The following is a 25,461-nucleotide window of genomic DNA, read 5'->3' as shown; positions in this document are numbered from 1 at the left end:
CCTCGGCGTCGTCCTCGACCACCAGAATGCGCATGGAATCAGCCCCTGAATGCAAATCGCCGCCGATGTTAGCGCATCGGCGGCGATGAAGTCAGTTAAGCGTTATTCAGACTTCGGAAGGTCCAGCACGACCGGCTGATTTCCCTGCGGCGTCCAGACCAAGAGGAAGACCCCCGTGCCCGCGGCCTGCGCCGCCTGAACGGCGGCCTGGAAGTCGGCGACCGAGGTCACCGGGCCGCGTCCCGTCCGCATGATCACAAAGCCCGGCTGATAGACGCGGTTGTCGCCGCGCCCTTGCTGGGTGATCACCACGCCGTTGACGTTGGCGGGGATGTCGTAGCGCTGACGCAAGGCCGGGCTCATTGCGGCGACGGTCAGGCCGCCGACAGCCGTACCCGCCGTGACGCCGCCCGGAGTGGGCTCGTCGCCCGGAGCCGTGCTGCCGTCATTGTTCAGCTCCGCGACCGAGGGGCGCGTACCAGAGCGGACGTTGATCGTCTGGCGGCGCTGGTCGCGCAGAACTTCCAGCCGCAGGTTGTCGCCGGGTCTCGCCTGCCCGACTCGACGGGTCAAGTCGTTGGAGTCCGTGATCTTCTGGCCGTTCAGGCTCAGAACTACGTCGCCTTGTTGCAGACCACCGCGTTCGGCCGGACCACCGGGCGTGACGCTGTTCACATAGGCCCCATCGCGGCTCTGAAGCCCCAATGGTCCCACCCAGGTGCGGTCGATCGGCCCGATCTCGACACCAAGGTAGCCGCGCTCAATGCTTTCACCACGCATCAACCGATCCGTGATCGGTTTGGCGACCGAGGCGGGGATGGCGAAGCCGATGCCGACCGAACCGCCTGACGGCGAGTAGATGGCCGAGTTCACGCCGATGACGCGCCCGTAGATGTCGAAGGTCGGGCCGCCCGAGTTGCCCCGGTTGATGGCGGCGTCGATCTGGATGTAGTCGGTGTAGGGCGTATCCCGATCCAGTTGATTCCGCCCCTGCGCCGAAACGATGCCGGCCGTGGCGGTGCCGCCCAGGCCGAAGGGGTTGCCCACGGCGATGACCCAGTCGCCCACGCGGGGCTGGGCCGTCTCCTCGAAGCTGACAAACGGGAAGTCCGAACCGTCCACCTTGATGACGGCCAGATCGGTCGCCTCGTCGCGGCCGATGATCCGGCCGGCCATCTCACGCCCGTCGGCCAGCTTGACGCTGATCTCGACCGCGTCGGCGACGACGTGGTTGTTGGTGACGATGAAGCCGTCGGCCGAGATGAAGAAGCCCGAACCGGCGCCCAGGGCGGTCGCGCCCTCGCCGTCTTCGCCTTCGCCCTGTCCGTTCGGAGCCGGAACCGGCACAGGGCCGAGGCCCGGGATCTGGATGAAACCGCCGCGCGGTTGTTGCACGCGGGTCTTTACGTCGATCTGCACGACCGCCGGAGCGACCTGGGCGAAGATGTCGGCGAAGCTCAGCGGCGCGCCCTGCGGCGGCGCGAAGTTCAGGCCGGCGGCGCCGGCGCTGGGGATCAGACGTCCACTGACGCCCGCGACGGGGTCGGCATGGGCGGCCGGCCAGTCGATCACTCCACCCGCGGTCGCGGCGGCGGCGAAGGCCAGGCCGGCGACGGCTCCGAGCATGAATTCCTTGCGCTTCATCATAGGCGGTCTTGCGATCCTCTTGCCGGGCGACGAATGCGCCCGTTACGGCGATGAATATAGAGCGTTTGTGGATCTCACCAACGCCACGGCGCGATGATGGCTCCTGCCCCGCGTCAGTCGTCGGACGGCTTTGCGTCAGGATCGCGGCGAAGCTGCTCTCCGGCGAGAATATCGGCCAGTCGAGCCTCCTCATCAGACGAAAGCGGAGAAATCTCCATCTTCCGGCGACGCGCGAAGACCAGCAGCGCGGCGCCCACCGCCAGCAACATCGCCAGGGGTCCGAACCACAGCAGCCAGGTCCCGATCCGCACCGGCGGCTTGAACAGGACGAAGTCGCCGTAACGGCGCACCAGGTCCTCGCGGATCGCCTTGTCCGTGCGGCCGGCGGCGATCTGCTCGCGCACCAGGCCGCGCATGTCGGCCGCGATGCCCGCCGGGCTGTCGGCGATGGCCTCGTGCTGGCAGACGACGCAGCGGATGTCGTCGAACAGGCGCTGGGCGCGGGCTTCCTGGGCCGCATCCGGCAGGGGCCGGTCCGGCGCGGGCGGCGGCTCGGCGGCCATCAGCCCCACGGCGGCGACCGCGATCAGCAGGGCGCGCTTCATGCCGCATTCCTCGCGTTCACGGCCAGCCGCAACCGACGGTCCATCAGCGACAACACCCCGCCCAGCGCCATGATCAGCGGCCCTAGGAAGATCAGCCGCGCCCACGGATTCCACCAGACCCTCACGTTCCAGGCGGGTTGGCCGTCCGTCGCCCGCGCCCGTTCGCCGACCACGACATAGACGTCGTCCAGCCCGCGGAAATCGAGCCCGACCTCGGTCGTCGTCTGGCCGCCCGCCGGGAAGAACCGCCGCTCGGCGGTCACCTCGCGCGTGCGGCCGCCGGGCGTGGCGACGCTGAGCTTCCCTTGCTCAGCCAGATAGTTCGGCCCCTCGACGATGCGGACCTGATCCAGGGTCACGGTCCACTTCCCTGCCTGCACCGACTGGCCGACGGCCAGCGGACGGGCCGCCTCGACGCGATAGCCGGTCTCGACCACGGCCCCCAGCACGAAGACGCCCAGCCCGGCGTGGGCCAGGGTCATGCCCCAGGCGCCCAGCGGCAGGCCCTTCGCCCGGCGCAGCGTCTCAGCCAGAGGGGCGCGGAACAGGCGGATGCGCTCGGCGGTCTCGGCCAGCGCGCCCAGGATCAGCCAGGCGCCCAGGCCGACGCCCGCCGCCGACAGGGCCTTGCGCGGCTCGAACACGGCGAAGGCCAGAAGCGCCATCACCACGGTCAGGGCGGCGGCGACCGCCAGCCGCTGGCTCGCCCCCTTCAGGTCGCCGCGCTTCCACGCCAGCAGCGGCCCGGCGGGCAGGATCAGCAGGGCCACGGCCATCAGCGGCACGAAGGTCAGGGCGAAATAGGGAGGGCCGACCGAGATGGTCGCGCCCGACGCGGCCTCCAGGATCAGCGGATAGAGGGTGCCCAGCAGCACCGTCGCGGCGGCGGCGGTGAGGAACAGGTTGTTGATGACCAGCGCGCCCTCCCGGCTGACCGGGGCGAACAGGCCGCCGCCCTTCAGCTGCGGCGCGCGCCAGGCGAACAGGGCGAAGGCCAGTCCGGCGGTCCCGCCCAGGATAGCCAGCAGCATCATCCCGCGCTCGGGATCGACGGCGAAGGCGTGCACGCTGGTCAGCACGCCCGAGCGCACCAGGAACGCCCCCAGCATGGAGAAGGTGAAGGCCAGCAGGGCCAGGAAGGTGGTCCAGCCCGCCAGCGCTCCGCGCCGCTCGGTGACCACGGCGCTGTGCAGCAGGGCCGCGCCCACCAGCCAGGGCATGAAGGAGGCGTTCTCGACGGGGTCCCAGAACCACCAGCCGCCCCAGCCCAGCTCATAGTAGGCCCAGAAGCTGCCCAGCATGATGCCGACGGTCAGGAAGGCCCAGCTGGCCAAGGCCCACGGCCGAACCCAACGGCCCCAGGCGGGCCAGAAGCTGGCGTTGGCGCGCCCTTCGATCAGGGCGGCGACGGCCAGCGAGAAGCAGACCGAGAAGCCGACATAGCCGAGGTAGAGCAGCGGCGGGTGCAGGGCCAGCGCCGGATCCTGCAGCAGCGGATTCAGCGAGTCGCCCTGGAAGGGAGCCGGGTTCAGCCGCGTGAACGGGTTCGAGGTGAAGACCGTGAAGGCCAGGAACAGGGCGCCCAGCAGGCCCTGAGTCGCCACCGCGCAGGTCTTCAGGCCGAAGGGCAGGTTGTGCGCTCGCGCCAGCGCCGCGCCGAACCCGGTCATGACCAGGCACCACAGCAGCAGCGAGCCCTCGTGGCTGCCCCAGGCGGCGGCGACCTTGTAAAGCATCGGCTTGTCGGTGTGGCTGTTGGCCGCGACGTTGGCGACCGAGAAGTCCGACACCGCGAAGGCGAAGATCAGGGCCGCGAAGGCCACGGCGACCAGGCCCGCCGCGGCGATGGCCGCGCCGTTGGCGGCTCCGGCCAGAACCGGGCTGCGGCGCAGGCGTCCGGCGGCCGCCATGACCGCCTGCAGCACCGACAGCGCCAGCGCGAGGATGAGGGCGAAGGCGCCCGTTTCGACGATCACGAGGCGGGATCTCCGGCGGCGGGACGCCATTCGCCCTTGGCCTTCAGCCGGTCGGCGACCTCGCGCGGCATATAGGTCTCGTCATGCTTGGCCAGCACCTGGGTGGCGCGGAACGAGCGGTCCGGCAGGAAGGCGCCCTGGGCCACGATCCCCTGCCCTTCCCGGAACAGGTCGGGCAGGTCGCCGCGGTAGACCACGCGGGTGGCCGCGACATTGTCGGTGACGACGAAGGCCACCTGGCCGTCGGCGTCGCGCTGGACGCTGCCCATCTCGACCAGGCCGCCCAGACGGATGACCCGGCCGGCCGGCGCCTTCTCCGCAGAGGCCTCGGACGGGGAGAAGAAGAAGGTCACGCTGTCGCGCATGGCGTAGAGTGACAGGCCGACAGCCAGCGCCAGGATAGGCGCCACGGCGGCGACGATCCAAAGGCGGCGGCGCGCCTTGGGCGATTTCGGCAGCCAGCTCATGCGGCGCCTCCCGGCGGCAGGCGGCGTTCCAGATCGGCCCGGCGCGGATCGGCGGGATCGAGCGCGGCGATCAGGGGCAGCCACATCGCGCGCACGCCCGCCGCGTCGCCCCGCGCCAGGGCGGCCTCGCCGAGGAAGTAGCGGGCCCCCAGCTGGTTCGGGTCGCGCTTGAGGGACTCCTGGAAGGCCGCCTCGGCGTCGCCCCCGACCGCGCCGTCATTGGCGCGCACCAGGCTTTCGCCCAGCCGGGCCCAGCTCTGGGCGTCCTCGGGGTTGAGCGCTAGCGCCCGGCGGAAGGCGGAGGCCGCGCCGATGGGATCGCCCGCGTCGAAGCGGGCCGCGCCCAGCATGGTCAGGGCCTGACGATTGTCGGGTTGCTCGCGCACGATGCGGGCGACGACCGCCGCGATCTGCGGGCCTTCCAGGGCCTCCGGCTGGACCGCCCATTCGTCGACCCGCCGCTCATAGGCCTGGTCCGGCAGTCCCACCGTGCCGACCAGAAGATACAGCCCCAGCGCCGCCGCGACGGCCGCGCCCGCCCCGGCCAGGGTCCATACGCGGTCCTTAGATCCGGCCCGCACCGGCGCGACCGCGCGCTCGCCCGACAGGATGCGGCGCCCGGCCTCGGCGCGAGCGGCGGCCCAGCCGGCCTCGTCCATCAGCCCGCGCGCCTTGAGGCGATCCAGCTCAGCCAGCTCGGCGGCCGCGGCGGCGGTCTCGACCGCCTCGCCGGCGTCGGCGCCGCGGCGGGCGCCGGTCAGCACCAGCAGGCCCGCGAGGGCCGCCAGCAGAGCCGTCATGATCCAGAAAAACATCATCGCCGCGCGATGTAGCCGATCAGGCCGCCCGCGACGAGGCCCCGCTCGATACGGGGGGCCCTCCGGCCACTGCGGCGCGGCGACGCACGGTCCGCGCCGGGTCGCGGGCGTCGATCAGTTCCAGATAGCGGGCGGCGACCGAAACCAGCTTCAGCGCATGCGCCTCGTCGGCGGCCTCGCCGTCGTTGATCTGGCCCAGCACCTGGTCCGCATAGTCGACCAGTCGTACGCTCAGGGCCTCGACCAGCGCCTTGCGCGCCGCCTCGGCGCCGAAGATGGCGGCGGCGCCGCGGGTGGCGCCGACCAGCCGCAGCAGGGCGAAGGCCGCGTCGGCCGCTTCTCCCCGCGCGGCGGCCCCCAGCATCGGGGCCATCCGGCTCATCCGGCCGGTGGTCTGCACCCGGGCCAGGGGCAGCGCCTTGTCCACGGCCTTGTCGGCGCTGCGGAGCAGGCCCGACAGCCAGGCGGCGACCTTGACCCGGCTGTCCCGCACCCGCCGTCCCCACTCCGAATCCGGATCCAGGGTCAGGGTCACGTCCAGCTCGGCCAGCACGCTGGCGCACCAGTCGAGATCGGCGATCACCGCATCGACGCCGCCGACGGTTCCGTCGGGGCGATAGGCCGCCAGCCGGGCCGCGCGGTCGTCCACGCCCGCCAGCAGCCGATCGACGAAATCAGCCAGCTCCGAACCGCTGAGAAAGCCCTGACGGCCCGCCACGCCCGAGGTGCGGGTGATGATGCGCAGCACCAGCACCGCATCGTCCAGCCGGGCGAACAGCATCTCCAGCAGGCGGGTGGCGCCGTCGGAATGGATTTCGGAACAGTCCTTCACCAGCAGGCGCAGCTCGGCCAGCTGATCGCCGTCCGGGCGTTTGAGCCAGACCTCGATCGACGGCAGGCCGCGCCGCGCCAGGTGGGCCAGATCGAGACAACAGGCCAGGTCGATCAGCCCTTGAGCCCTGCGGTCGGGCGCGAGGCTCTCGGGCCAGACCAGGGCGGGCCGGTCACGGACGGCGCAGGCGGCGGCCAGGCAGAAGCGGTTGGCCACCGCCACCGCGTCCGGCCCGTCGGTGTCCAGGCGCGGCAGCAGATCCGGCTCGCGTTCGATGGCCGCGCGCCACAGGCGGGGCAGGACCGCAGGCGGGAAACCCAGGGCGGCGATGCCGTCCGCGCGGGGCTGGAACATGCGGGCGATCGGCGCCAGGACCACCGCGCGACGGGCGCGATCGCGCATCTCCTCGGCCAGCATCAGGCGCAGCTCGGCGGCGCGGCCGCCCGGCAGGGCGGCGACGGCGGCGGAGACGGACTTCAGGACGGTCTCCGGGCACCGCCCGATCAGGGCGGCCAGCGCGACGCGATGGGCGGCGGTCAGCCCGGACATGGGACCTCTTCGAGCCGGCAAGGTCCGGCAGGCCCCCAAAATGGGGTAGCCAGGGTTAACAGGCTCTAACCAACTGTTCTGTGGTCAGATTTCCGCCGTGGGAAGTTCCAGCAGGACCTTGAGCCCGCCCATGTCGCTGTCGCCCAGGGTGATCTTCCCGCCGTAGGCGCGGGTCAGCTCGACCACGATGGACAGGCCCAGGCCCGAGCCGGGCGTGGTCTCGTCCATGCGCATGCCGCGCTGCAGGGCGGCCGCGCGCTGCTCCTCGGGCAGACCCGGGCCGTCATCCTCGACCACCACGATCATCTGGCCCAGATGGGTGGGCCCGGCCGAGATGCGGACCCGGCGCTTGGCCCATTTGCAGGCGTTCTCCATCAGGTTGCCGAGGATTTCCTGCAGGTCCTGACGCTCGCCGCGGAAGCCCAGCTCGTCAGGCGCGCGCCAGTCAATCTCGACGCCCTTCTCCTCGAACACCCGCTCCAGCATGACGGCCATCTCGTCCAGCACCTCGGCGATGGGGGTGCGTTCGCCCAGCGACTGGGCGCGGGCGGCGGCGCGGGCGCGGCGCAGGTGGTGATCGACCTGGGCCTTCATCACCTCGGTCTGCTTGCGCACCATGTCGGGCAGGTCGCCCTCCTGGGCGCCCGCCTCGGCCAGCATGACCGACAGGGGCGTCTTCAGGGCGTGCGCCAGGTTGCCGACGTGGGTGCGCTGGCGCTCCACCGTCTCCTGATTGTGGTCCAGCAGCTGATTGACCTGTTCGGCCAGGGGCTGGATCTCGAGCGGATAGGTTCGGGCGATGCGGGCGGCCTTGCCCTTGCGCACGTCGGCGATCTCGTTGCGCAGGCTGTAAAGCGGGCGCAGGCCGATCTGCACCTGCAGGAAGACCGCGACCACCAGGCCGAGCCCCAGGATCAGCAGCGCCGTCCCGGTGAAGGTGGCGAACTGGCGCGTGTCGGCGTCGATCATCGAGCGGTCCACCCCCGCCATGAGCACCAGCGGCGCATCCCGGCCGGGCATGGTCTTCAGGCTGGCGGCGACGCGCAGCGGCTTGTCGATGGGGCCGGGGGCGTTGTAGCTGATCGTCTCGCCGAACGCGCCCTGCAGACGGTTGCCGAGCCCCGGCGGCACGTTCAGGTCCTCGCCCGCCAGCGAGGGCGAACGGGCCAGCGTCCGAACCCCGCCCTCCCCGTCCAGCTCGCCCACCGCCCAATACTTGCCGGACAGCGGGCGAAGGGTCTGCGAGTCCTTGATCTCGGCGACGGTCACGCCGTCCGGGGTCACCGTCGTCGCCAGCACCACCTCGTCGATGGTCTGGTTCAGGAGAAAGCCCAGGCGACGCAGGGTGCTTTCCTCATACTGGCTCGTCAGGGCCCAGCTGGTCAGCGCCAGGGCGACGACGATCCAGGCGGCGGCCAGCCAGATCAGGCGCCGGGTCAGGCTGCGGCCCGGACGGCCGAACCAGCGGCCCCAGGTCTTCGGCTCCGTCGCGGTCTCGCCTTCCCCCGCCGTGTCGGTCACGCCGCGTCAGACTCCCCGGCCAGCGGCGTCAGGCGGTAGCCGAGGCCGCGCACGGTCTCGATCCGGTCGGAGCCGATCTTCTTGCGCAGGCGGCCGACGAACACCTCGATGGTGTTGGAATCCCGGTCGAAGTCCTGATCGTACAGGTGCTCGACCAGCTCGGTGCGGCTGATCACCCGGCCCTGGTGCATCATCATATAGTGCAGCAGGCGATACTCCAGCGACGTCAGTCGCAGGGGTTCGCCGTTGACGCTGGCGCGGGCCGCGCGAGGGTCGAGGCGCAGGCCGCCGCAGGACAGGGTCGCCGAGGCGATGCCGGCCGAGCGGCGCAGCAGGGCGCGCAGGCGGGCCAGCAACTCCTCGGTGTGGAACGGCTTGGTCAGATAGTCGTCGGCGCCGGCGTCGAAGCCCGACACCTTGTCCGACCAGGCGCCGCGCGCCGTCAGGATCAGGACCGGCGTGGTCTTGCCCTCGCGCCGCCAGCGTTCCAGCACGGACACCCCGTCGATCTTGGGCAGGCCGAGATCGAGGACGATGACGTCATAGGGCTCGGTGTCGCCGAGGAAATGCGCCTCCTCGCCGTCCGCCGCGTGATCCACCGCATAGCCCGCATCCCCGAGCGCCAGCTTCAGCTGGCGCGAGAGGTCGGCGTCGTCTTCGACCAGAAGCACTCGCATCGTCGGATCCTAGCGGCTGGCGTCGACGGAGATGTTGAACACCCGCCCGTCGCGCTCGAAGGTGAACACATGGGCCCCGCCCGAGAAACCGCGATAGCCCACGAAGCGGGCGTCGCCCGCCCGCGACTGGGCGATGCGCTGCGCTTCAGCGGAGCTCATCTGGGGCCGTTCCTGGCGCTGCGGCTGCTCCTGGGACGGCGGACGGCGATCGCCGCGCGGCCCATCCTGAGCGACCGCGGCCTGGAAGGGCGCTGCGGCGAGCAAGGCGGCGACGACAAGGGCGGACATCCGGTTCATGGATCGGTTTCTAGTCTCGGGGCTCTGAACGACGGCTGAACGAGCAGTCTAGACATATTTCACGGTTCGCGGGCATCGACCGGTCGGCGCGAAGCATCTTTTTCTGGCCGCGAGCTGTCGGCCCGGCGGGACCTCCCGACCCCATGCGGCCTGACGTGGCTCGCGCGCGTGCGCGGACCATCTCTCCCAAACCAGAACAGGCCTGGGCCGGCGTGACGCCGATTTCATGCAGATGAACGTTAACTGACTTCGGCTGTTCAGGTCGGGCTCAGGCCGGGGCTGCTCTTATCCGGGTCAACGCAGCCCATCCGGTTGCGCCAAGCCAAGGAGAGACCCGATGTTCAAGAAAGCCCTTATCCCCGCCCTCGTCCTGGCCGCGGCTTCCGTCGCGGTCCCCGCCGCCGCCCAGTCCTACGGCCAGCACGATCGCGGCCATGATCGCGGCGGTCCCCGCTACGAGCAGAACCACCGCGGCTGGCAGCCGATCGCCCAGCGCAAATACAACCTCGACCAGCGCATCGACGTCGGTCAGCGCAACGGCCAGCTGAGCCGCCGCGAGGCCAGCCGCCTGCGGGCTGAGCTGAACTCGCTGGTCCGCCTCGAGTATAGCTACCAGCGCGGCGGCCTGTCGGCCCGCGAGCGTCAGGACCTGGACCGCCGCTATGACCAGCTGTCGCGCCAGGTCCGCGAAGAGCGCCGCGACCGCGACGGCCGCCGCCACTAAGCTCTGACGTCCTATCCGGCGTCTGAGGGGCGCGATCCGAAAGGGTCGCGCCCCTTTCGCCGTTCAGAGCCTGAGCATGCTTTCGATCACCGTCACCGCCTGTCCGCGCAGCAGGACCCGGTCGCCGTTCAGCACCGTTTCGATGTCGCCGCCCCGCCCCGGAAAGACCTGGCGGAAACGCACGTCCGGACGGCCCAGCTTGTCGGCGTAGAGCGGCGCCAGGATGCAGTGGGCCGAGCCGGTGGCGGGGTCCTCGTCGATGCCGCAGCCCGGCGCGAAGAAGCGGTCGACCACATCGACGCCGTCAGGCGCATCGGCGCGGGCGCAGACGATGACCTGCCCGGCCTCCCCTGCCTCGCCCTGCAAGGCGGCCAGGGCGCGGATGTCGGGCGAAACCGCATGGACGGCGGCGGCGTCCGCCAGCACGGCGACCAGATAGCGCCCCGCCCAGACCTCGACCGGCTCGACGCCCAGCGCCCGCGCCAGCCCCTCGACCGGCCCGGTGCGGCGCGGCGGATCGGCGGGAAAATCCATCTCATACCCCTGCCCCGACGCCTGCACGATCAGCGGCCCCGAGCGGGTGTCGAAGGTTAGGGCTTCGGCCTCCAGACCCGTCTCCGCCAGCAGGACATGGGCGGCGGCCAGGGTGGCGTGGCCGCACAGATCGACCTCCGTCCCCGGGGTGAACCAGCGCAGGCCGAAGCGCGCGGGATCGGCGGTGCGCAGCAGGAAGGCGGTCTCGGCCTGATTGTTCTCCTTCGCCAACGCCTGCATCCATCCGGTGTCCGGCCATCGGTCGAAGGGCTCGACCACGCAGGCGGGATTGCCCCGGAAGGGCGCGGCGGCGAAGGCGTCGACAGTCCACTGCTTCATCGGTTCTTCCCTTGAGCGTTCAGACTTCGCAGGATCAGGTCGGCACGCTCAGTGACACTGACTTTGGGCAGATCGACGATCTGATAGCCGAGCGATTTGTAGGCCTCGATCAGGCGATCATACTCCCGCACAGCCTCGTCGAACCCCTGCCGTCGCTCAGCGTCGGTGACGCGGATTTCGGGCCAGGGCGGCGTCAGGAACACTTCCGGATTATAGCGATGGTCCCGGCCCAGGCGTTCGACGGCGGCTTCGCCCGTCGCGTGCTGCAGCGCCGCCGCCGCATCCACCAGGCTCCGGTCGAAGAAGACCCACCCCGCCGCCGGCGCGGTCTCTCGATCCGCCGACGCCATGTCCGCCGCGCGGCGAGCGAAGGCGGCGAGATCTCGCCAAGGCAGGGATGGGTCATTGTCTTCCGACGCCTGCCTGACGATGCGCCGGCCCGGCTCCTCAACGACGGAATGACCTCGCCGCGCCAGCTCCGCCAGAAGCGTCGACTTGCCACCACCCGAGCAACCCGAGATGACGACGAAGCGATCGGTGTCGGGCAAGGGCTTTGGGGTCATGGCCGAACGACTGTCAGCTCCGGCCATCGCCCCTGCGCGCTCGCCACCACCTTGTCCCACCCCTTGGCCAGCGGGCGGTTGGGATTGGGGCGCAGGACCATGTCGAACATGTCCTCCAGGCCGAAGGGCGCCGCGACGCTGATGGCGTCGTCCTCCTCCAGCCGGATCCCGATGGAGAAGGCCGGGGCGACGAAGCGGCTCAGGGCCGTATCGGTGTCGGGCAGGGCGTCATAGGGTTCGCCGAAGCGGTCCTCGAACCACAGGTGGACGCGGGCCTGGTTCCGGACTTCCACGATGTCGCGGAAGGGCGGTTCGAAGGCGGCGGCGACCCGCTTGATGACGACGTCCTCGGCGTCCCAGCTGACATCCGGGTCGAAATAGCCCAGGTCGTAGTCCTTGATCCCGTAGCCCGCCGGTCGGCCGGTGACGTCGTTCCACACCGCCTGGTAGACGGCGCCGGAGAAGACGCGCCAGTCATTGAGGCCGAGCGCGCGCACCGTCTTCAGGACGTGCATCAGATCCGGGTTGGCGCGGACGACGTCGGCGAGGCGAGCCTCGAGATCGCTCATTTCCGCAGCGTCCAGCCGTGATCCAGCGGGCCGTGGCCGCCCCCCAGGCCGGGCGCGCGGCGGATGGCCTCGGCGACATAGGCCCAGGCCTCGGCGACCGCGACTTCCAGGGTCAGGCCGCGCGCCAGGCCGGCGGCGCAGGCGCTGGCGAGGGTGCAGCCGGTGCCGTGGGTGTGGCGGGTATCGACGCGTTCGCCCTCCAGCAGGGTCTCGCCGTTCGGGGTGACCAGCACGTCGACCACGGTCTCGCCCGGGACGTGGCCGCCCTTTATCAGCACCGCCTTGGCGCCCATGCCGAGCAGGAACTCGCCCGCCCGGCGCTGGCCGTCGAGATCGGCGACCGTCAGCCCGGTCAGGGCCTCGGCCTCGGGCGCATTGGGAGTCAGCAGGGTGGCGCGCGGGATCATCAATGTGCGGACGGCCTGCACCGCCTCATCGGGCAGCAGCGGGTGGCCGCCCTTGGCGATCATGACCGGGTCGACGACGGTCAGGGCGTCGGAGGTGTCCAGAATGGCCGCCACCCGCTCGACCACCTCGGTCGATCCCAGCATGCCGGTCTTGATCGCGTCGGCCCCGATGTCGTCCAGCACCGCTCGGGCCTGGGCCTCGATCAGGTCCAGCGGCAGGGGATGCACGCCGTGGACGCCCAGGGTGTTCTGGACCGTGATGGCGGTGATGGCCGTCGCCGCATAGCCGCCCAGGGCGGTCACGGCCTTGATGTCCGCCTGAATTCCCGCCCCGCCGCCCGAGTCGGAGCCGGCGATGATCAGGACGCGTCCGAGGGAGGAAGTCATGCCCCGCAGATGGCCGAGTCCGAAGGTCGGGACAAGTCCGATCCCGCTACGACCAAAACTGACGGGGTCGAGTGCTACTCAATTTCCGCTCGGGAGAGGCGAGCCGCCACGGCCACCCTCACCTGAACGAGAAAAAGTGCACAATGTGCACTCGCTTTTTTTCCAAGTGCACATTTTTCATTGCCCTACGGCTATATTGCCGATAGGCAATACTTATGTACGCCGCCCTTCAAGCGCTCTCCGAACCGCACCGCATGGCCATCCTAGCCATGCTGGCGGACGGCGAACGCCCCGCCGGGGACTTCGTCGACGCCCTGCCCATCGCCCAGCCGACGGTGTCCAAACACCTGTCGGTGCTGCGTGAGGCCGGACTGGTGACCGTGCGCAAGGACGCGACGCGGCGGCTCTACAGCCTCAACCCCGCGCCGCTGAAGGAGTTGGACCAGTGGTTGGCGGGTTATCGCCGCTTCTGGACGAGCACGCTGGATGCGCTGGAGGCGCACCTCGACAGGGAGTTTCCGCAATGACCGACACCACCTATCCGCCCGTCGCCCTCGGGGCCGACGCGGGCGCCATCCGCCGGGTGGAGGACGGCTGGGAGATCCGCTTCGAGCGCCGCCTGCGCCATTCGCCCGAGCGGGTCTGGAAGGCCCTGACCACGGGCGACGGCCTGGCCTGCTGGCTGGCCGAGGCCGAGATCGAACTGGCCCCCGGCGGGAAGATGGAGCTCAATTTCCGCCAGCCCGACAATGACTTCATGCCCGACATTCCGGAGAAGCGCCGGCAGTCGAACGAGGTGCTGACGGTGCAGCCCTACAGCCGCTTCGAGCACACCTTCGGCAGCAATCCGGACTCGGTCGTCTCGTGGCGGCTCGAGCCGGACGGCGACGGCACCCACCTGACGCTGGTGCACCAGGTGCCGGAAACCTGGGCGGGCGCGCGGGCCAATGTGCTCAGCGGCTGGCAGCATCACATGGAAGGCCTGGACGACGCGGTGCGCGGCGTGCGGCATCCGTGGAACTGGGACCGCTGGTTCGCCCTGCGCGACGCCTATGGCGCGCGGCTGGAGGGCGCTCAGGACGCGGGCCACACCAACGACTGGACCACCAGATGACCGCCCCGGTCGCCGCCGCCGGCATGCTGATCCGCCGGCCCGTCGCCGAGGTGTTCGAGGCCTTCATCGATCCGGCGATCACCCGCCGCTTCTGGTTCACCGACGGCGGCGGGCGGCTGGAGCCCGGCGCGACCCTGACCTGGACCTGGGCCATGTACGGCGTCTCGACCGAGGTCGTGGTCAAGGCCGTCGAGCCGAACCGCCGCATCCTGATCGACTGGGACAACACATCGTCCCCGACCGAGGTGGAGTGGCTGTTCGAGCCCCGGGGCGACCACGCGTGGGTCACGGTCCAGAACCGCGGCTTCACGGACGACGCGGACGGCGTCGCCGAGGCTCTTGATTCCACCGGCGGCTTCGCCCTGGTCATGGCCGGGGCCAAGATCTGGCTGGAGCACGGGATCGAGCCGGGTTTCATCGCCGATCGCTTCCCCGAGCACCGTGTACCGGGATGGTCGGCATGACGGGCGTACGTGTGGAGAAGCGGTTCCGCCATCCGCCGGAGCGGGTGTTCGACGCCTTCCTCGATCCCGCCCATGTCGGCGAATGGCTATACGCGACCCCCACGGGCGTGATGGAGCATGTCCGCTATGAGCCCCGTCCGGGCGGGGTGATCGAGCTGTTCGAACGACGCGGTGAAGACCTCGCCGAGCATCACGGCGTCTTCATCGAGATCGACCGGCCGCACCGCATCGTGTTCGAGACCCGATACGCCGACGACCCGTCGATCATCGTCACCGTGACGTTCCGGCCTGCCGGCGACGGCTGCCTTGTCTTGCTCGAACACGCCCTGCCGGACGAATGGGCGCACTTCGTCGAGGGCGCCTCCAAGGGCTGGACCATGATCCTGGACGGCCTCGCGAGGACCGTGGAGGCGTCACCAACTGGAGATCAATCATGAGCGACTGGCTCGACCAACTGATCGGCGAGTGGACATTCGACGGCCGCACGATCCCCGACGATCCCTCTCAGCGCCGCACGGGCGTGGAGACCGTCACGCGCCGCGGCGCCTGGATCATCATCGAATCCAGCGACGACGTCCGCTTCCAGTTCGCGTTCGATCCGGCGACGGGCAGGGTCACGGGCGATTTCGTAAGCTGGGAACACCCCACTCTGTGGACCTATGACGGCGCCGTCGAGGACGGCCGGCTGCACATGCGCAGCCGGGGTCCCAGCTTCGATATCGAGGGCGAGGAGACGGACTACGACGACGTCTTCGAAATCCTTTCGCCCGACGAGCGCCGGCTGACCGGGCGCGTGCTCGGCCAGGACGGACAGTGGCGCGACTTCACCACCACGACCTACCGCCGCAAGACCTGAAGGAGGGGACCGATGATCCGCATCAAACTGACCAGCATTTCCGTGCCCGATCAGGACAAGGCCGAACGCTTCTACGTCGACAAGCTCGGTTTCCAGGTGAAGCAGAACATTCCGATGGGACCGGTCCGCTGGCTGAGCGTCGTCTCACCGGCTGATCCCAACGGGGTCGAGTTGTCGATCGAGCCCGGCTCGACCAAGCCGGAGGTGGCGGCCTTCCAGGCCTGGATGGTCGAGCAGGGCATCCCATGGACCGCCTTCGAGGTGGACGACATCGACGCCGACTACGAACGCCTGACCGGACTGGGCGTCGCGTTCCGCGGCCCGCCCGCCGATATGGGTGCGGTGCGCGCCGCGACGCTGAACGACACCTGCGGCAACCTGATCATGCTCTACCAGACGATCTGACGGGCTTTCCGGCGCGGTATTCACTACATAGGGAATATCGAAACAGGAGAGCCGTCGTGTCGAGGAAGACCGTGGTGATCGTCGGGGCCGGCTTCGGGGGGCTGGCCGCCGCCAAGGCGTTCAAGGGCGCCGATGTGGACGTGGTGCTGATCGACCGCACCAACCATCACCTGTTCCAGCCCCTGCTCTACCAGGTCGCCACCGCGGCCCTGTCGCCCGCCGACATCGCCACCGCCTCGCGCACCCTGCTGAAGGGCCAGAAGAACGTCACCGTCCTGATGGGCGAGGTGACGGCGGTCGATGCGGCGGCGAAATGCGTGCGGCTGAAGGACGGGCCGGACCAGCCTTATGACTGGCTGATCCTGGCGACGGGCGCCGCCTACAGCTTCTTCGGCCATCCCGAATGGTCGGACGACGCCGAGGTGCTGAAGTCGCTGGACGACGCCCTGACCATCCGCCGCAAGCTGCTGGCCGCCTTCGAACGGGCGGAACTGGCCGACGATCCGGCGCAGGCGCGCCGGCTGACCACCTTCGTCGTGGTCGGGGCCGGGCCGACGGGGGTGGAGACCGCCGGGACCATCGCCGAGATGGCGCGGATGACCCTGCGCAACGAGTTCCGCCGCATCGACCCGACGCAGGCGCGGGTCATCCTGTTCGAGGCGGGGCCGCGCGTGCTCGCCGCCTTCCCCGAGGACCTGTCCGCCTATGCCGAAAGGGCGCTGGAGGAACTGGGCGTCGAGGTCCGCACCGGAACGGCGGTGGAGGCCATCTCTGACGGCCTGGTGCGCGCCGGCGGCGAGACCATCGAGGCCGCCGCCGTGCTGTGGAGCGCGGGGGTCGAAGCCCGGCCGGCGGCCCAGTGGCTGGGCGCGGAGGCGGTGCGCAACGGCGCCGTCGTGGTCGATGCGACCTGCGCCGTTCCGGGGATGGAGAACGTCTTCGCCCTGGGCGACGTGGCCAGCTACCGGCAGGACGGCAAGCCCCTGCCCGGCCTCGCGCCCGTGGCCAAGCAGCAGGGCAAGTGGGTCGGCCGGCTGGTCCGCGCCCGGGCGGAGGGACGGCCCGATCCGGCGCCGTTCCGCTATCACGACTGGGGCACGATGGCGGTGATCGGCCGCTCCCGCGCCGTGGCCCTGCTGGGGCCGTGGAAGCTGAAGGGGTTCATCGCCTGGCTGGCGTGGTCGCTGGTCCACCTGATGCTGTTGATCGACTTCCGCAGCCGGGCGGCGGTCTACGTCAACTGGACCTGGGCCTGGTTCACCATGGGCCGCGGCGCGCGGCTGCTCACCCGGCTGCCGTGACGGCCGGCGGATAAACACGGATTGCGGGAGGGGCGTGTTCGGACAATGATCCGGCCGGGGAGGCCGCACCATGACCGAACAATCAGACCCGCCAGCAACCGCTCCGGCCAGTCGGCGAAGGTCGGGGCTATGGATCGCCGCCGCAGTCCTCAGCGCCATCGCTGTCTTCAACTTGAGTGTCTGGGCGCCGGCGGCGTCCGCTCTGTCAAAGGACAGCAGGAACGCCGACGCGGCGCAGGTGCACGTCTACCGGTCCTGGCTCATTCATCCTCGCGACATCACGATCGATCTGGTGTCGGTGGATACCGCCGCCCCGGTGGACCTGATGAGGGCGCTCTTCCAGGTCGCCGCGACGATGAAGGGTCGCAAGTTCGGTCGCGTGACTTTGGCCCGGCAAGGGCGGCCAGTCTATCAGATGTCCGGCGAGGACTTCACGGCCCTTGGCCAAGCGTACGATGCGAACGAGAACCCGGTCTATCTGATCCGGACCCTGCCGGAGAGCCTGAAGCGGCCGGACGGAACAGAGGCCTTCGGTACGTGGACTGGCGGCTGGCTGGGCGTCCTTAGCCGCCAGATGGAGGATGTGAACGCGTTCGCCCAAGGCTGGGTCGAGGGAGAAGCGCCCGCCCGAGCCGCCTACTGAGCCGCCGTGACGGCGGCCTGCACGGCCAGCGCCTGAACCGTCTCGCGCACGTCGTGGACCCGGATGACGGCCGCGCCGCGCCGCGCCGCTTCCAGCGCCAGGGCCAGTGAGCCGCCCAGGCGGTCTGAAGCCTCGGCCGCCGTGGGATCGACAGCGGCGATGGTGCGCTTGCGGCTCGCTCCGTACAGGATCGGCAGGCCGGTCGCGCCGATCCGCTCCAGATGCGCGGTCAGGGCCAGGTTGTGCGCCAGGGTCTTGCCGAAGCCGATGCCGGGATCCAGCCAGATGCGGTCCGGCGCCACGCCCGCCGCCATCACCTCGCCCGCCCGCAGCGCCAGCCAGTCGGCGACCTCGGACACCACGTCGTCGTAATGCGGCGCGTCCTGCATGGTCCGCGGCTCGCCCTTCATGTGCATCAGCACCACGTCGCAGCCGAGATCGGCGGCGGTCGGCAGGCTGCGGGGCGAGAAGCCCAGCGCCGAGACGTCGTTCCAGAGATTGGCCCCGGCGCCGACGGCCACGGCCGCCACCTCGGGCTTCATGGTGTCGATGCTGAGCGGCCCGGCCCAGTGCGCGCGCAGGCCGGCGATCACCGGGGCGGTGCGGGCGATCTCGTCCTCGATGCTGACCGGCTCGGCCCCCGGCCGCGTGCTCTCGCCGCCGATGTCGAGGATATCCGCGCCCTGCCGGACCAGCTCCAGTCCGTGCGCGATCGCCGCCTCGACCGTGTCGTGCCGCCCACCGTCCGAGAAGCTGTCCGGCGTGACGTTGACAATGCCCATGACCCTCGGTCGGGGATGGGGGCGAAGCACGGCCATCAGCCCTTGCCCTGCGGATAGACGGTCTCGCCCTTGCGCAGCATCTCGACGGTGGCGGCGATGCGCTTGGCGCGGCCCGCCTCGGTCTTGAGGGCCTGCAGGCGGAAGATCAGGGCGAAGCGGTTCTGGGCGGTCAGGGTCGCGAAGAAGGCCCTGGCCTGCGGATCAGCCTCGATGGCGGCCTGGAGGTCATCTGGGACAGTCGAGCCCTTGATGCGGTAGGCGGCGTCCCAGCGGCCGTCGGCCTTGGCCGCCTCGACCTGCTTCAGGCCGTGTTCGGTCATGCGGCCGTCGGCGATCAGGCGGGCGATGTTGTCGACGTTGACCTGGCTCCAGGTGCTCTTCTTCCCGCGCGGGACGTAGCGCTGAAGGAAGCTCTTGTCGTCGAAGCCCTTGCGGATGGCGTCGATCCAGCCCCAGCACAGAACGGTCTCGATGGCCTCGATGTGATTGATCGACTTCAGGCCCGAGCCCTTCTTGTGGATCTTGATCCAGACCTCGGGCTCGCGGTCGTGGTTCCTCGCCAGCCAGGCGTAGAAGGCGTCGGCGTCCTCGAACTCGCGGACGCGGGCGGGATCGACGATGACCGGCGCCATCAGCCCTTGCTCCCGATCAGTCCGCCCAGCGCATCCAGATAGGCGCCGAACGCCTTGCGGCCGGTTGGGGTGATGGAGACGCGGGTCAGCGGCTTGTTGTCCTTGAAGCTCTTGTCGATGGCCACATAGCCCGCCTCCTCCAGCTTCTTGAGGTGGACCGACAGATTGCCCTGCGTCGCCTCCAGCACGGTCTTCAGCTCGGTGAAGTCGGCGGTGTCGGCGTCGGCCAGATAGACCATGATCCCCAGCCGCATGCGACCGTGGATGACCTCGTCGATCCGTCCGAGATCCGCCAGTCCCATGGCTCAGACCGCCTTCGATCCGGCGCGGGCGTCGCGGAACAGGATCAGGCCCGGCAGGGCGAACAGCAGGAACAGGGCGATGGTGCAGACGCCGAGATAGGCGAGCGGCTGGCGCACCAGCACCCCAAGGGCGACCGCCGTGACCCAGCCGCCCAGCGCGGTGGCCAGCATCCAGCCCTTCCGCTTCAGCATCCAGGCCACGTACCAGGCGGCGGCCTGAAGCGCGAAGACGATGGCGGCGTAATAGAGCCAGATGGCGAAATCCTTGTCCCGGATCGCGCCCACGGCGAAAACGATGATCACCGCCGTATTGGCCATGCCGGTGGCGCTGAAGGCCGCGCTCAGCGTGCGCGACGCCGTCGGGCCCCGATTGAGCGCGCCCTGCTTGCGATCCCGCAGGATCGCCCAGGTCAGGACGACCAGAAAGGCGGCGGTGAAGCCGACCACGATGATCAGATTGGCCAGGTCCGGCAGGCGGACCACTCCGAAGACCTGACCGAGGTGGAACAGGCATTGGGCGCCGTAGATCAGGCCGCCGGCCAGGTAGCAGACCGCCAGCGTCATGGGCACGCGCCCGCCGCCCTCGACGATCGAGCGCATGAAGGCGAGGTCGTCCTCGGGCGAATGCAGACGGGGCTTGGCGGGCATGGCGACTCTCTCCGAACCGGCTCGTCCATCGGGGTGGACGAGCCGGAAGGGGTTGGCAAGTTATTCGGCGGGAACCGCCTCAGGTTCAGCCCGACGACGCCACGGGATGCGGCGGCCGTTCAGCCACTTGCCCATGAAGCCGTGCCGCACGAGCAACTCATAGGAGCCCAGGCAGACGGCGAAGACGCCGAGCGACACGCCCGCCAGCTTGATCCACCAGGGCGCGGGCCAGTCCTGCACCCACACCTGGGCCAGCATGACCAGCGGCAGGTGCAGGATGTAGACCCAGTAGGAGGCGTCGGCGAGGTAGCGGCGGACCGGGCTATGGCCGGACAGGAACCGCAGGCTCAGGCCCAGGGCGGCGAAGGCGGACGAATAGACCGCCAGGGCGCACACGGCGGCGGCGATCGCCTTGGTCGTGGTCGGCTCGACCATCGGCGCCAGCTTCGGTCCGCCCGCCAGTTCATAGGCCGCGACGCCCGAGGCCACGGCGACGAGCAGGAAGATCGGCGACCAGGCGGCGATCCTGTCCAGCAGCTCGCGCCGCCGATCCAGCAGGAAGCCCAGCCCGAAGGCCGACCCGAAGCCGACCAGGGCGGCGGTGTGCGGGACCAGTCCCGCATCCGGCGTCGGCACGGCGAAGAAGGCGATCCATTTCGGGTCCAGCCAAAGCGCCAGCGCCAGCGGCGCGGCCATCAGGACGGGCGTCCACCAGCCGATCAGCGCGCCCGTGATCCGGTCCACCACCCGGCCCCAGCCGCCATTGCGGTCCAGCGCCGCGAAGGGCGCGCGCAGGATCAGGGTCGCAATGCAGAACAGGGACAGGACGTACAGGAACCACAGGTGGGTCAGCGGGACATTGGTCCAGTCATAGGTCGGCGGCGGCGGCGGCGGCGCGCCCGGGACGATCATCCCGTTGGCGTGGGCGTTCCAGACCAGGGCCGTCACGATCCCCGCCATGACGGGGAACCAGAAGGCCAGCAGCGGCCCGGTGATGCGCACCGCCCGGTCCCGCGCGAAGCCCCACCAGCCCTTGCGGCTCAGCATCATGTGGGCGAACAGGCCGGCGATCAGGAAGAAGGCCGTCATTCGGAACAGGTGGATGGCGAAGAAAAGCCAGGCCGCCCCGATCGACCGGCTGTCGTCGGCGACGATCCAGATCTGCTGGGGGAAGAAGGACAGGCTGGCGTGCAGGACGACGCCCAGCAACAGCGCGCCGCCCCGCAGGGCGTCGAGGCCATGAAGGCGTTCGGGTGGACGGATTTCGGAATGGGTCATTGAACCGGTCTCTTTCACAGGCGTCGGTTGTTGGATTTCAGGGCGTCGAGCAGGCGGCGCACCGCGTCGGCCACGACCTGCGGCTCATCCAGCGGAATGGTGTGGCCGCTGTTCTCCGCGACGATCAGCACGCTGTTCGAGGACAGGGCGGCCAGATCCTCCTGGCCCTGACGATGGTTCAGATCCGCTTCGCTCGGCGGCGACATCGTCCGTCCCCGGCGGATGACGATCAGAGGCAGGTCGCCCAGCGCGCCCGGCCCGCCCGGCGGCAGGGTCTCGGGACCGAGCCGGCCCAGGGCCTCGAACTCCGCCTTCACGCCCCGCAGGACCTCCGGCGTGAAGGCCATCTGCACTTCCGCCGGCGTCCCGGCCGGCATGCCGATCACCGGCACGCCCGGCCGGGAGACCGCCAGGGCCGCGTCGATCTGCGAAAGGGTCGGTCCCCGGGCGGCGTCGATCTCGGGGAGATTGCGTTCCGAAGTGGCGTCCACCAGCACCAGGCCCGCCACCTGATCGGGATTGGCGGCGGCGTAGGCGCGAACCAGGAGCCCGCCCATTGAATGGGCGACAAGGACATAGGGGCCGTCGATCCCCGCCGCCGTGAGCAGGGCGCGCAGGTCTTCCACCCTGTCCGGATAGCTCCAGCTCTCCGGAGCGGGGTCGCTCCAGCCCATCCCGGCGCGATCATAGGTGCAGACCCGCGCGAAGCCCGCGATCGCGTCCTGGGCCGCCCTCAGGGTAGTGTTGGCGGTGTACTGGGACAGCCCAGCTTCAAAGATCACCGCGGGTCCGCCGCCTTCGCCCTCGCACAGGATGTGCAGCCGGCGACCGTCAGCGATGGCGACCAGTCGACCCGGAGCCGCCGGGCGGACATAGCCGCCCGACGCGGCGGGAGCCGGATTCACCGCGCCCTGGGCCGCCGCTGACGTGCTCCCGGCGGCGAACGCCAGCAGACTGATCGCCAGAGCTCCGGCCTTGCGCGCGCCGAACCGATGCGAACGGCCGATGGGGCGGATTTCAGATGACGGCATGATGGGCTTCCCCTCGTTGAGAGCAGCGTTCTACGTCAGACTTGTTTGAAATGCAAACTTGTTCATTACAGCGACATCCATCTGGTTTGACTTCCCCCGTGGTCGGCCTAGCCTGCGGGGCATGTGCGGATTGTCCGAACAGGGTCGAATGCTGAATCACGCGGGCCGCCTCGTCGCAGGCGACTGACCCGGGGGCGATGACGCGTGTCGCGCCTCCGGGAGGCGCGACCTGTTCAACAGCAGCGACGGCGCCCGAGCGGGCGCGCTGCACGTTTCATATCGAGATCAATTCCATGACAACCCGTTCCACGGGCGCCGCCCCGCGTCTGCCCGCCATCCACCTCAGCGCCACGGACCACGCCCTGCTTTCAGGCCTTGTCGGAGACGCCGACGCCGAAGGCGCGGCAGGCCTGCTGCAGCAGGAACTCGCCCGCGCCCATGTGCACCGCTCGGGCCGCCGCATCCCCACCGTGGGCCTGAACCACTGGGTCCACTACGTCGACGGCGACAACAGCCGGACGCGGCGGATCAAGATCGTGCTTCCGGCCGAGGCCGATATCGATCAGGGGCTGATCTCGCCCCTGTCGCACGTCGGCGCGGGCCTGCTGGGCCTGGCGCAGGGGCAGTCGATCCGGTGGCCCGCCCCATCCGGGCAGATCCGCACCCTGACGCCCGTCCTGATCGAGGATCCCGACGACCTGGTCTGAGGCGGACGGAAAAAGGGCCGGGGATCGCTCCCCGGCCCTTCCTGTTTCGTATGGCGCGACGGATCAGTGGACCGTCGGAACCTCGACCTCGACGCCGTCCGACACCGGGGTGATCGGCACCGAGACCGACGGGCCGGCGGTGGGGAAGTTGCTCTCGTCGCGGTTCGGCGCGAGGCCCTTCTCCAGCAGGTCGCGGATTTCGTCGCCCGACAGGGTTTCGTACTCCAGCAGGGCCTGGGACAGTTTCTCGTGATCCTCGGCCTTCTCGGTCAGGATGCGGCGCGCCTCATCCCAGCCGTCGGTGACCAGGCGCTTGACCTCTTCATCGATGATCCGGGCGGTCTCTTCCGAGACGTTCTGGCTGCGCGCGACCGAGTGACCCAGGAAGACCTCTTCCTGGTTCTCGCCGTAGGCGACGGTGCCCAGCTTGTCCGAGAAGCCCCAGCGCGTGACCATGGCCCGCGCCAGCTTGGTGGCCTGCTGGATGTCCGAGCTGGCGCCCGAGGTGATGTTCTCCTTGCCGAAGATCAGCTCCTCGGCCACCCGGCCTCCCGCCATGATGGCGATACGGTCGATCATCTGCTGATACTTCATGGAGTAGCGGTCGCCTTCCGGCAGCTGCATGACCATGCCGAGCGCGCGGCCGCGCGGGACGATGGTCGCCTTGTGCACCGGGTCGGCCATCTTGACGTTGATGGCGACCAGGGCGTGACCGGCCTCGTGATAGGCGGTCATGCGCTTCTCTTCCTCGTTCATGGCCATGGATTTGCGCTCGGCGCCCATCATGACCTTGTCCTTGGCGTCCTCGAAGTCGCGGTGCGTGACCATGCGGCGGTCCTTGCGGGCGGCCATCAGGGCGGCTTCGTTGACCAGGTTCGCCAGATCGGCGCCCGAGAAGCCCGGCGTGCCGCGCGCGATGGTCTTCACATTCACATCGGCGGCCAGCGGCACGTCCTTCATGTGGACGCGCAGGATCTTCTCGCGGCCCGCGACGTCGGGGTTGGGCACCACGACCTGACGGTCGAAGCGGCCCGGACGCAGCAGGGCCGGGTCCAGAACGTCGGGACGGTTGGTGGCGGCGATCAGGATGATGCCTTCGTTGGATTCGAAGCCGTCCATCTCGACCAGCAGCTGGTTCAGGGTCTGCTCGCGCTCGTCATTGCCGCCGCCGAGACCGGCGCCGCGATGGCGACCGACGGCGTCGATCTCGTCGATGAAGATGATGCAGGGCGAGTTCTTCTTGGCCTGTTCGAACATGTCGCGCACGCGGCTGGCGCCGACGCCGACGAACATCTCAACGAAGTCCGAGCCCGAGATCGAGAAGAAGGGCACGCCGGCCTCGCCCGCGACGGCGCGGGCCAGCAGGGTCTTACCCGTCCCCGGAGGGCCGACCAGCAGGGCGCCCTTGGGGATCTTGCCGCCCAGACGCTGGAACTTGCCCGGATCCTTCAGGAAGTCGACGACCTCCTGCAGTTCTTCCTTGGCCTCGTCCACGCCGGCGACGTCGTCGAAGGTCTTGCGGCCCTTGTGCTCGGTCAGCAGCTTGGCCTTGGACTTGCCGAAGCCCATGGCCCCGCGCGTGCCGCCCTGCATCTGGCGCATGATCAGGATCCACAGGCCGATGATCAGCAGGAAGGGCAGCGCCGCCATCAGGATGCCGATCCAGATCGGCTGGCGGGTGTTCTTGACGTCGACGGTCGCGCCCTTCTCGGTGATGCTGTCGATCAGCGCGCCGTTGGGCATGGGCGTGACGACGGTGACGACGCGGTTGTCCTTGAGCGTGGCCTTCACCTGCTCGCCATGCACTTCGATGCTGGCGATGGCGTTGGCGTTGCGGGCCTGAAGCAGGTCCGAATAGCTCATCTCGGCCGGACGCGCGGCGGTCGCCTTGGCGTTTTCGGGGGCCGTCAGGCCGCCGCGGTTGAAGGCCATGTAGGCCGTCGCCAGTCCCAGGATCAGGACGCCGATGATGGCCAGGTTGCGCAGATTCATTCTCGTCTCGTTTCCTCGGAACGCGGTTGCGGCCCGTCGTTCGATGATGTCACGCCAGAAAATAGGTGGTTCCGGGGCGTCGCGCCATGTGCGTGAGCATCCAGATCCCGTTCATGCGTCATTCCGTCCAGCGCCGCCGCCAGTCTCGCTTCGACCAGGGCGTGCGCCTTCATGCCCTCCCCTGCAAGAACCGCAGCATCCGGAGCGTTCCGGATCAGCACAGGGCGAGCCCCGCGGGCGGCGGGCGGAAGGGCCTTCAGGACCTCGCGATCGGCGTCTGACAACAGGGCCATACGCCCCGCGGCGGGGCAGACGGTCCAGCCGGCGTCCGGCGCCGTCACCAGCCACCGGCCGTCCCAGACCGTCCCGACGCCGGGCGACAGGGGGATGGGGC

30 protein-coding genes and 1 pseudogene are annotated in these 25,461 nt (G+C 69.7%); 10 read left to right on the top strand and 21 right to left on the bottom strand.

What is annotated here, in order from left to right; genetic code table 11:
• Nucleotides 1-102: 102 nt before the first annotated feature.
• The 9 genes from Q0C81_RS02115 to Q0C81_RS02075 form a co-directional block, all read right to left on the bottom strand.
• Nucleotides 103-1,647, bottom strand: coding sequence for a trypsin-like peptidase domain-containing protein (locus Q0C81_RS02115; protein ID WP_291832829.1), 1,545 nt, complete (start codon nt 1,645-1,647; stop codon nt 103-105).
• Between the two features lie 113 nt (nt 1,648-1,760).
• Nucleotides 1,761-2,252, bottom strand: a complete 492-nt coding sequence (locus Q0C81_RS02110) for a cytochrome c-type biogenesis protein (RefSeq protein ID WP_291832828.1) — start codon at nt 2,250-2,252, stop codon at nt 1,761-1,763.
• A complete protein-coding gene (locus Q0C81_RS02105; protein WP_291832827.1) occupies nt 2,249-4,228 on the bottom strand; it encodes a heme lyase CcmF/NrfE family subunit in 1,980 nt (659 codons plus the stop codon). Before Q0C81_RS02105 ends, Q0C81_RS02110 begins: the two co-directional genes overlap by 4 nt.
• Nucleotides 4,225-4,695: a cytochrome c maturation protein CcmE gene (ccmE, locus tag Q0C81_RS02100; RefSeq protein WP_291832825.1), complete on the bottom strand. Its 471-nt coding sequence runs from the start codon at nt 4,693-4,695 to the stop codon at nt 4,225-4,227. Before ccmE ends, Q0C81_RS02105 begins: the two co-directional genes overlap by 4 nt.
• Nucleotides 4,692-5,495, bottom strand: coding sequence for a c-type cytochrome biogenesis protein CcmI (gene ccmI / locus Q0C81_RS02095; RefSeq protein WP_291832824.1), 804 nt, complete (start codon nt 5,493-5,495; stop codon nt 4,692-4,694). The genes ccmE and ccmI overlap by 4 nt, the downstream gene beginning before the upstream one ends.
• 37 nt (nt 5,496-5,532) lie before the next feature.
• Complete coding sequence (locus tag Q0C81_RS02090; protein WP_291832822.1) at nt 5,533-6,894, bottom strand: hypothetical protein; 1,362 nt, start codon at nt 6,892-6,894, stop codon at nt 5,533-5,535.
• An 84-nt stretch (nt 6,895-6,978) separates the two neighbouring features.
• Nucleotides 6,979-8,415, bottom strand: coding sequence for a sensor histidine kinase (locus tag Q0C81_RS02085; protein ID WP_291832821.1), 1,437 nt, complete (start codon nt 8,413-8,415; stop codon nt 6,979-6,981).
• The gene (locus Q0C81_RS02080) at nt 8,412-9,092 is read right to left on the bottom strand and encodes a response regulator transcription factor (protein ID WP_291832819.1); all 681 of its coding nucleotides are present in this window, start codon (nt 9,090-9,092) and stop codon (nt 8,412-8,414) included. The genes Q0C81_RS02085 and Q0C81_RS02080 overlap by 4 nt, the downstream gene beginning before the upstream one ends.
• A 9-nt stretch (nt 9,093-9,101) precedes the next feature.
• Nucleotides 9,102-9,389, bottom strand: coding sequence for a hypothetical protein (locus Q0C81_RS02075; protein WP_291832817.1), 288 nt, complete (start codon nt 9,387-9,389; stop codon nt 9,102-9,104).
• Nucleotides 9,390-9,726: 337 nt separating this feature from the next.
• Between Q0C81_RS02075 and Q0C81_RS02070 the strand changes: the two genes are divergently transcribed.
• Entirely contained in the window at nt 9,727-10,113 is a 387-nt protein-coding gene (locus Q0C81_RS02070) for a hypothetical protein (RefSeq protein WP_291832815.1), read from the top strand.
• A 63-nt stretch (nt 10,114-10,176) separates the two neighbouring features.
• Here Q0C81_RS02070 and Q0C81_RS02065 read toward each other — a convergent pair whose 3' ends face one another.
• Genes Q0C81_RS02065 through thiD form a run of 4 tightly spaced genes read right to left on the bottom strand, consistent with a single transcriptional unit; the run spans nt 10,177 to nt 12,912 of the window.
• Complete coding sequence (locus Q0C81_RS02065) at nt 10,177-10,986, bottom strand: PhzF family phenazine biosynthesis protein (RefSeq protein WP_291832813.1); 810 nt, start codon at nt 10,984-10,986, stop codon at nt 10,177-10,179.
• Complete coding sequence (locus Q0C81_RS02060; RefSeq protein WP_291832811.1) at nt 10,983-11,534, bottom strand: AAA family ATPase; 552 nt, start codon at nt 11,532-11,534, stop codon at nt 10,983-10,985. The genes Q0C81_RS02065 and Q0C81_RS02060 overlap by 4 nt, the downstream gene beginning before the upstream one ends.
• An 11-nt stretch (nt 11,535-11,545) precedes the next feature.
• The gene (locus Q0C81_RS02055; RefSeq protein WP_291832809.1) at nt 11,546-12,118 is read right to left on the bottom strand and encodes a nucleotidyltransferase family protein; all 573 of its coding nucleotides are present in this window, start codon (nt 12,116-12,118) and stop codon (nt 11,546-11,548) included.
• A complete protein-coding gene (thiD, locus tag Q0C81_RS02050) occupies nt 12,115-12,912 on the bottom strand; it encodes a bifunctional hydroxymethylpyrimidine kinase/phosphomethylpyrimidine kinase (RefSeq protein ID WP_291832807.1) in 798 nt (265 codons plus the stop codon). The genes Q0C81_RS02055 and thiD overlap by 4 nt, the downstream gene beginning before the upstream one ends.
• 215 nt (nt 12,913-13,127) lie before the next feature.
• Between thiD and Q0C81_RS02045 the strand changes: the two genes are divergently transcribed.
• The 8 genes from Q0C81_RS02045 (at nt 13,128) to Q0C81_RS02010 (ending at nt 17,695) form a co-directional block, all read left to right on the top strand.
• Nucleotides 13,128-13,439 carry a helix-turn-helix transcriptional regulator gene (locus Q0C81_RS02045; protein ID WP_291832805.1) on the top strand — a complete coding sequence of 104 codons (312 nt, stop codon included), beginning with the start codon at nt 13,128-13,130 and terminating at the stop codon, nt 13,437-13,439.
• A complete protein-coding gene (locus Q0C81_RS02040; RefSeq protein WP_291832802.1) occupies nt 13,436-14,026 on the top strand; it encodes an SRPBCC family protein in 591 nt (196 codons plus the stop codon). The genes Q0C81_RS02045 and Q0C81_RS02040 overlap by 4 nt, the downstream gene beginning before the upstream one ends.
• Nucleotides 14,023-14,490, top strand: coding sequence for an SRPBCC family protein (locus Q0C81_RS02035; RefSeq protein WP_291832800.1), 468 nt, complete (start codon nt 14,023-14,025; stop codon nt 14,488-14,490). Before Q0C81_RS02040 ends, Q0C81_RS02035 begins: the two co-directional genes overlap by 4 nt.
• Entirely contained in the window at nt 14,487-14,927 is a 441-nt protein-coding gene (locus Q0C81_RS02030; protein ID WP_291832798.1) for an SRPBCC domain-containing protein, read from the top strand. The genes Q0C81_RS02035 and Q0C81_RS02030 overlap by 4 nt, the downstream gene beginning before the upstream one ends.
• Nucleotides 14,924-15,346, top strand: coding sequence for a DUF1579 family protein (locus Q0C81_RS02025; RefSeq protein ID WP_291832797.1), 423 nt, complete (start codon nt 14,924-14,926; stop codon nt 15,344-15,346). Before Q0C81_RS02030 ends, Q0C81_RS02025 begins: the two co-directional genes overlap by 4 nt.
• Nucleotides 15,347-15,358: 12 nt before the next feature.
• The gene (locus tag Q0C81_RS02020; RefSeq protein ID WP_291832795.1) at nt 15,359-15,751 is read left to right on the top strand and encodes a VOC family protein; all 393 of its coding nucleotides are present in this window, start codon (nt 15,359-15,361) and stop codon (nt 15,749-15,751) included.
• Between the two features lie 56 nt (nt 15,752-15,807).
• The gene (locus Q0C81_RS02015; RefSeq protein WP_291832793.1) at nt 15,808-17,052 is read left to right on the top strand and encodes an NAD(P)/FAD-dependent oxidoreductase; all 1,245 of its coding nucleotides are present in this window, start codon (nt 15,808-15,810) and stop codon (nt 17,050-17,052) included.
• Between the two features lie 238 nt (nt 17,053-17,290).
• Complete coding sequence (locus Q0C81_RS02010; RefSeq protein WP_291832791.1) at nt 17,291-17,695, top strand: hypothetical protein; 405 nt, start codon at nt 17,291-17,293, stop codon at nt 17,693-17,695.
• On the opposite strand, the gene folP is transcribed toward Q0C81_RS02010, so the two are convergent.
• From folP to Q0C81_RS01980, 6 genes are read right to left on the bottom strand one after another with little or no spacing between them, the layout of a single operon-like run.
• Nucleotides 17,689-18,477 carry a dihydropteroate synthase gene (gene folP / locus Q0C81_RS02005; RefSeq protein WP_291832789.1) on the bottom strand — a complete coding sequence of 263 codons (789 nt, stop codon included), beginning with the start codon at nt 18,475-18,477 and terminating at the stop codon, nt 17,689-17,691. The two genes, Q0C81_RS02010 and folP, sit on opposite strands and share 7 nt — an antisense overlap.
• Nucleotides 18,478-18,512: 35 nt before the next feature.
• Nucleotides 18,513-19,109 (bottom strand): YdeI family protein, encoded by a 597-nt coding sequence (locus Q0C81_RS02000; protein WP_291832787.1) that lies wholly within the window; start codon nt 19,107-19,109, stop codon nt 18,513-18,515.
• Nucleotides 19,109-19,411: a transcriptional regulator gene (locus Q0C81_RS01995; RefSeq protein WP_291832785.1), complete on the bottom strand. Its 303-nt coding sequence runs from the start codon at nt 19,409-19,411 to the stop codon at nt 19,109-19,111. Before Q0C81_RS01995 ends, Q0C81_RS02000 begins: the two co-directional genes overlap by 1 nt.
• 3 nt (nt 19,412-19,414) lie before the next feature.
• The gene (locus Q0C81_RS01990; RefSeq protein WP_291832783.1) at nt 19,415-20,059 is read right to left on the bottom strand and encodes a hypothetical protein; all 645 of its coding nucleotides are present in this window, start codon (nt 20,057-20,059) and stop codon (nt 19,415-19,417) included.
• Nucleotides 20,060-20,119: 60 nt separating this feature from the next.
• Nucleotides 20,120-21,337 carry an acyltransferase family protein gene (locus Q0C81_RS01985; protein WP_291832781.1) on the bottom strand — a complete coding sequence of 406 codons (1,218 nt, stop codon included), beginning with the start codon at nt 21,335-21,337 and terminating at the stop codon, nt 20,120-20,122.
• Between the two features lie 14 nt (nt 21,338-21,351).
• A complete protein-coding gene (locus Q0C81_RS01980; RefSeq protein ID WP_291832779.1) occupies nt 21,352-22,368 on the bottom strand; it encodes an alpha/beta hydrolase in 1,017 nt (338 codons plus the stop codon).
• Between the two features lie 293 nt (nt 22,369-22,661).
• Between Q0C81_RS01980 and Q0C81_RS01975 the strand changes: the two genes are divergently transcribed.
• The gene (locus Q0C81_RS01975; RefSeq protein WP_291832777.1) at nt 22,662-23,075 is read left to right on the top strand and encodes a GreA/GreB family elongation factor; all 414 of its coding nucleotides are present in this window, start codon (nt 22,662-22,664) and stop codon (nt 23,073-23,075) included.
• Nucleotides 23,076-23,138: 63 nt separating this feature from the next.
• Here Q0C81_RS01975 and ftsH read toward each other — a convergent pair whose 3' ends face one another.
• Entirely contained in the window at nt 23,139-25,067 is a 1,929-nt protein-coding gene (ftsH, locus tag Q0C81_RS01970; protein WP_291832776.1) for an ATP-dependent zinc metalloprotease FtsH, read from the bottom strand.
• Nucleotides 25,064-25,461: pseudogene (locus Q0C81_RS01965) on the bottom strand (hypothetical protein); the annotation flags it as partial. The gene ftsH and the pseudogene Q0C81_RS01965, both read right to left, overlap by 4 nt.

It is taken from the genome of Brevundimonas sp., assembly GCF_023259385.1.
Lineage (GTDB): Bacteria > Pseudomonadota > Alphaproteobacteria > Caulobacterales > Caulobacteraceae > Brevundimonas.
The sequence above is the reverse complement of the archived record's forward strand: the minus strand, read 5'-3'. Positions and strand labels throughout refer to the sequence as shown.